Origin of the sequence: Segeticoccus rhizosphaerae (genome assembly GCF_009192725.1) — a bacterium.
Taxonomy (GTDB): domain Bacteria; phylum Actinomycetota; class Actinomycetes; order Actinomycetales; family Dermatophilaceae; genus Segeticoccus; species Segeticoccus rhizosphaerae.
On record NZ_VOHR01000274.1, the window covers coordinates 1 to 5033 of the forward strand.

The window sequence follows — 5033 nt, forward strand, 5'->3', positions numbered from 1 at the left end:
CCGTCCGCCGGTCGTGGGCGGCGGGCCCGGGGGCTCGCCGGCGGGTGGCGGGGCAGCCATGGGACGTGACGAGACCCGCGACGCGGGGGCATCGGCCTCGAGGTCGTCCGTGTCGGTCTCGGGCGGGGTCAGGCTGAGTAGTCCCGGCTCGAAGAGAGACGGCAGCCGCGGTCGGACCGCGTCGCTGCGGTCGCCGAGCTCACGGTCCAGGAGTCTGCTCACGTGCCGGCCGCCTGCAGGTAGTAGCTCCGTCGGAGCGGGGTCAGCGCCAGAACGTCGTCCTCGCGCCAGCCGTAGGCCGCCGCCAGCACGTGGATCTCGTGGAGGGTGCGGCGGGCACACCGGTCGACCTCTTGCCACACGAAGTCCGCGATGTCGAACGGTGCCATCCAGGTCCGGCGGCAGTTCGGGCAGTCCAACTCGACGGCAGGAGTGGCCTGGGGGTCCAGCTCGTCGATGATGTTGCCCACCAGATCGAGGACGTCGTCGGTGACGTCGCCCTCGGCCAGGCAGCGACGGACCAGGGAGCCGCGGTCACCGGTGGCCAGCAGGTCCCGGCTGGTCAGAGCGCGCACGACCAGTGACCGGCCGCCGACATTCACCTCACGGGTGTGCTCCTCGGCTGGCGGGAACCGTAGCTCCGCCACATCCACGTTGGCTTCGAGCTCCTCACCGCATCCGGGGCAGTCGACCAGGCAGTCCAACATCGCCCCGAAGCAGCCTTCACGCAGGTCGAGCAGGTACGCGTCGACTGCGCCGATCGGCAGGTCCTGCAGGCCGTCGGTGCTCACGCCAGTGACCACCCCGGCCAGCACCAGGGCTCGGTCCCGGCGCGGCCGAGGCAGGGCAGCCTCCCACGCGGCCAGCAGAGAAGCCTCGGTCACAGCAGTCATGGCTCACCCGGTCGGGTCGTCGAAGGACACCTCGCCGGGCGGCGGCAGATCGACGTCACGCACCCAGCCCTCGTTCTCCAGCCTGATGTGCTGGATCGACACGGCGTTCGCGTTCGCGTCGAAGTCCGACACCGGCTGGTACTCGGACACCCAGCAGTTGAAGACCTGGTAGGAGAGCACCTTCTGACCGGCCTCGTCATACACGTCGATCACGATGTCCCGGCGAAAGTCCCGCAGTGAGGTCTCGCGGCCGCTGGCGGCGTTGCGGAAGCTCCACACCTTGTTGGTCCACTTCTCGAACTCGAGGGCGTCCGTGGTGACCCCCCGCTCCAGCACGATCGGGTCGTACTCCGTGCGTCCGGGCAGCTTGGAGCTCGTCGAGGGGTCGCCACCGCCGCGGTGCTTGATCACCTCGGTGCTGCGTTTGAGGCCGGTGATCTTGGAGACGCCGACGATCGGCTCGACGCTGTCGCTGTAGCGGACCCGGAAGCGGAAGTTCTTCAGCGGGTCGACCCGCTTGGTGGTGGCCATGGGAGTCCTCCTGCTAGGTCTGGAGCTGGCCGGCGAGCTGCTGGATGTGGATGATGACGAACTCCGCGGGCTTGAGCGGCGCGAACCCGACCAGGATGTTGACGATTCCCTGGTCGATGTCGTTCTGCGGGTTGTTCTCCTTGTCGCACTTGACCAGGTAGGCCTCACGGGCGGTGACGCCCTGGAAGGCGCCCTGCCGGAAAAGGCCGTTCATGAAGGCGCCGACGTTCATCCGGATCGAGGCCCACAGCGGCTCGTCGTTCGGCTCGAAGACCACCCACTGGGTGCCGCGGAACAGGCTCTCTTCGATGAACAGCGCGAGCCGTCGCACCGGGAGGTACTTCCACTCGTCAGCGATCCGGTCGGCCCCGCGCAAGGTTCTCGCTCCCCAGGACACCGGCCCGATCACCGGGAATATGCGCAGGCAGTTGACGCCGAGCTTGTTCAGTTGGCCGTTCTCCAGGTCGGTCATCGGTACGTCGAGCGCGAGCACGCCGCTGAGTGAGGCCGCCGTGCCGGCAGGCGCCTTCCATACCCCGCGCTGCACGTCGGTGCGCGCCATCACGCCGGCGAGCGTGCCGCAGGGATCGACCGTGCGGGTCACGCCGGACTGCACCGGATCCGGGATCTGCAGTCGCGGGAAGTAGACGACAGCGTTCTTCGCGCCGTCGCCGCTGACCGGTGGGGAGGCCATGCCGCTGACGGCGGTCGCCACCGTGGTCCACGCGGGTGGTGGGTCCACCAGCAGCACCGCACGCCGATCGACGCACAGCTGCAGCGCCACGGAGAGCACCGAAGCGGGCGCGCCGGGCAGGCACAGCAGGTTGAAGATGTCGGTCTTGAGGAGCTGGTAGATCCCCTTCTTGTCCGCCTGCCCGGAGGATCCGCCGTTGTAGTCGTTGGCGCCCGGTGTGCCGCCCGGAGTGCCGTCCGAGCCCTGGGTGTAGCGATCGGCGTGGGCGTCGGAGAACGGGTTCTGGTCCGGGTCCGTGAGCGGGATGTCCGCGTGCTTGCCGGGGGCCTTGTCCTGGACCGCCCCCGTGGCGGGCAGGGCGAGGAGAGTGGAGCCGGCGAGCACGTTCGCCAGCGACCGGGCGGCGGTGGGGATGGTGCTGACGTTGAGGAACGCCTCGCGGGTTCCAGTCGTGGTGTCCAGCGCGGTCAGGTTGTATGACGTCGCGTCGGCTCCGCCGGAGGGTGGACCGGTGGCCGTGTCGTAGTCGACTCGCACTCGCAGCGAGTTGCCCCAGGCGCCGGGCCCCTTGGCGACCAGCGGGACCCCGTCGAGAGAGATGGTGGCCGCGGCGCCGTTGCTCAGGCGCACCACCTCCGCCTCGGAGCCGCCGTTGAGGTAGAACTGGTAGACGGCCTGGCTGACCGGGCTGTCGGGGGTGACCTCTCCGAACGTTCGCTGGAAGTCGGCGAAGCTGGTGATGTGCACAGGCCCGTCCGTCGGACCGCGCGACGTGGCGCCGACGAACGCGGCGACGGACGTGGCTACACCGGTGATGGTGTGGACGCCGCTGCTGAGCTCATCGATGTAGACACCTGGATAGGTTGCTGTGACTGGCATGTCCGGGTCCTTTGCTGTCAAAGGCAAGGAGGACATCGTGGCGGCCGGGGTGTCACGTCACCGTCACAGCGCCGTCGCGGCACCGTCGTCGATTCGCAGCGCAAAACTCATTTGCATCACGGAGGGGGATGCATGCTCTTTAGTATTGGGACATCGATGAGGCCCGCAGCGGACGTCGTGTCCCGCGGCCGCCAGGCCCAAAGGAACGGGCCGGCCACGAGGCGTGACGCCCCGGTGACGCTCGGGTGACCACAGTAGGACTCGTTTGCTCGGGGTGTGGTGACGACCCGGGCACCCACGATCGGGTGTGTGGTGAGCATGGTGGAGTCGGCACGCATACAGCCCAGGGTGCAACTGCTGCGCGGCTTCGAGCTGCGGGTGCGGGGGCGCCCGGTCGGCCTGACCCCGGCGTCAGAGCGGTTGGTGGCCTTCCTGGCCATGCAGGACCGCAGCGTTCGGCGTTGCTTCGTGAGCGGGTCTCTGTGGCCCGACGCAACCATCGACCGTGCGAACGCCAACCTGAGGTCGGCGCTGTGGCGGGTGCCCATCGCGGACCGACTCCCTCTGGTCGACGCCACCTCGACTCACCTGCGGCTGCGGGCCGACGTGGACGTGGACTTCCATGTGGCGGTTCGCCGAGCCACCGCACTCGTGCAAGTTGGGGACGACCCGACCAGCGAGACACTGGAACTGCTGGGCTTCGACCTGTTGCCCGACTGGTACGAGGACTGGGTCGAGCTGGAGCGGGAGCGTTACCGCCAGTTGCGGTTGCACGCACTGGACCAGGCGTGCGTCAGCTTGATCCGGCGGCAACGGTACGCCGAGGCGCTGCTGCTTGCCATGGGTGCCATCGCGGCCGACCCGCTGCGCGAGAGCGGATTCCGGCTTGTCGTGCAGATTCACCTGGCCGAAGGTAACCTCGTCGAGGCGCTCCACCAGTACCGCGCATACGCCGACCGGCTGCACGAGGAACTCGGCGCCCAACCCTCAGCGCACCTGCGCCAACTGCTCCACGAGTACGGCCTCGACCACCACCGTCTCGGCGCGACCGCCGCGATGCGTCGCGTGAACTGACCGGACCACTTCGCTTCAGAACGTGTTCTCCCGCAGCTCGAGCTCGTCCGGGCTGCACCACTCCTTCACGCCGTCGTTGGACCGGGTGATCTGCACCTCGGGGCTGCCGTCGCTGCTACCGCGGACGCCGGAGAGGTGGCCGACCACGCCGGTGCCGGCGCGCACGACCTCCGCGCCCGTGCCGACGATGGCCACCGACCACACGAGAGCGCCTGATCGTGTCGCCCCGGTGGCTGTGATCCGGGGCGTGCTCGAGACGTGGCGGTGGGCAGCGAGTGACAGTTCGAGGAACGACACGGCGATCTGGCGGCGAGCGTCATACTGCGCTACCGATCCGGCTGCCCGGCCGCCGACGTCGGCCGCCACGATGACGGCGATGGCGACCACCGACGCGGCCAGGAAGACGGCGCTGCCAGCGACCAGCGCGATGCGCACCGTGCTCGCCTCGTGCTGCCAGAAGCCGGTCACGGCAGTGGCGACAGCAGTCCCGCCGCCGAGCAGGGCGATGACGACGGCGTAGCCCTTCGACAGGGCGGTGCCCCCCGCCTCGATGATCGACACCGAGTCCGGTGTACCCCGAAACGCCGCGCTCGCTCCATCGGCAGCCAGATCCGCAGCGGTCGGCAGTACCCCCAGCCCTCGCATCATCGCCTGGGCGGGTTGCAGCACGTCGTCGCCACCGGCCGCCCCTGTCGGCACTTGGATGGTCATGCGGGCCTCCTTGCGGGATCGGGTACCGATTCGCCACGGTAAGGGGCCGTCGTCACTCGCCCATCACGGCGGCATCACCGCGACCTCGATGGCTCCGTGACGGCGAGGTGACGCGTCGTACCCGACCATGTTTGGATGCCCGAGGGCGGCGAACTGGTCCAGATCCCGGCGCCTGCACGGCTGCGCGCCGAACCGGCTCCGACTCCCCGCCGGTTCGCGGTCGGGCCCGGTGTGCGGCGCGGGGGCGGGCT

6 protein-coding genes are annotated in these 5033 nt (G+C 69.3%); 1 reads left to right on the forward strand and 5 read right to left on the reverse strand.

Annotation, left to right across the window (positions count from 1 at the left end; all coding sequences use genetic code 11):
• From FRW57_RS24135 to FRW57_RS17030, 4 genes are all read right to left on the reverse strand, one after another.
• A partial coding sequence (locus tag FRW57_RS24135; protein ID WP_203230383.1) for a hypothetical protein occupies nt 1–222 on the reverse strand: 222 nt, incomplete at its 3' end.
• Nucleotides 219–893, reverse strand: coding sequence for a T4 family baseplate hub assembly chaperone (locus FRW57_RS17020; RefSeq protein WP_137123069.1), 675 nt, complete (start codon nt 891–893; stop codon nt 219–221). The genes FRW57_RS24135 and FRW57_RS17020, both read right to left, overlap by 4 nt.
• Before the next feature lie 3 nt (nt 894–896).
• The gene (locus tag FRW57_RS17025; protein WP_137123070.1) at nt 897–1424 is read right to left on the reverse strand and encodes a phage tail protein; all 528 of its coding nucleotides are present in this window, start codon (nt 1422–1424) and stop codon (nt 897–899) included.
• A gap of 13 nt (nt 1425–1437) precedes the next feature.
• Nucleotides 1438–2997, reverse strand: coding sequence for a phage tail sheath family protein (locus FRW57_RS17030; protein WP_152186556.1), 1560 nt, complete (start codon nt 2995–2997; stop codon nt 1438–1440).
• 318 nt (nt 2998–3315) lie between these two features.
• On the opposite strand from FRW57_RS17030, the gene FRW57_RS17035 reads away from it, so the two are divergent.
• Nucleotides 3316–4071, forward strand: a complete 756-nt coding sequence (locus FRW57_RS17035) for an AfsR/SARP family transcriptional regulator (protein ID WP_238384835.1) — start codon at nt 3316–3318, stop codon at nt 4069–4071.
• Nucleotides 4072–4086: 15 nt separating this feature from the next.
• On the opposite strand, the gene FRW57_RS17040 is transcribed toward FRW57_RS17035, so the two are convergent.
• Nucleotides 4087–4782, reverse strand: coding sequence for a hypothetical protein (locus FRW57_RS17040; RefSeq protein WP_137123073.1), 696 nt, complete (start codon nt 4780–4782; stop codon nt 4087–4089).
• Nucleotides 4783–5033 lie beyond the last annotated feature (251 nt).

What these genes read in the sequence shown, in the direction of transcription:
- FRW57_RS17020 (WP_137123069.1), bottom strand. Translation starts at nt 893, where the DNA reads ATGACTGCTGTGACCGAGGCTTCTCTGCTGGCCGCGTGGGAGGCTGCC.
- FRW57_RS17025 (WP_137123070.1), bottom strand. Translation starts at nt 1,424, where the DNA reads ATGGCCACCACCAAGCGGGTCGACCCGCTGAAGAACTTCCGCTTCCGG.
- FRW57_RS17030 (WP_152186556.1), bottom strand. Translation starts at nt 2,997, where the DNA reads ATGCCAGTCACAGCAACCTATCCAGGTGTCTACATCGATGAGCTCAGC.
- FRW57_RS17035 (WP_238384835.1), top strand. Translation starts at nt 3,316, where the DNA reads ATGGTGGAGTCGGCACGCATACAGCCCAGGGTGCAACTGCTGCGCGGC.
- FRW57_RS17040 (WP_137123073.1), bottom strand. Translation starts at nt 4,782, where the DNA reads ATGACCATCCAAGTGCCGACAGGGGCGGCCGGTGGCGACGACGTGCTG.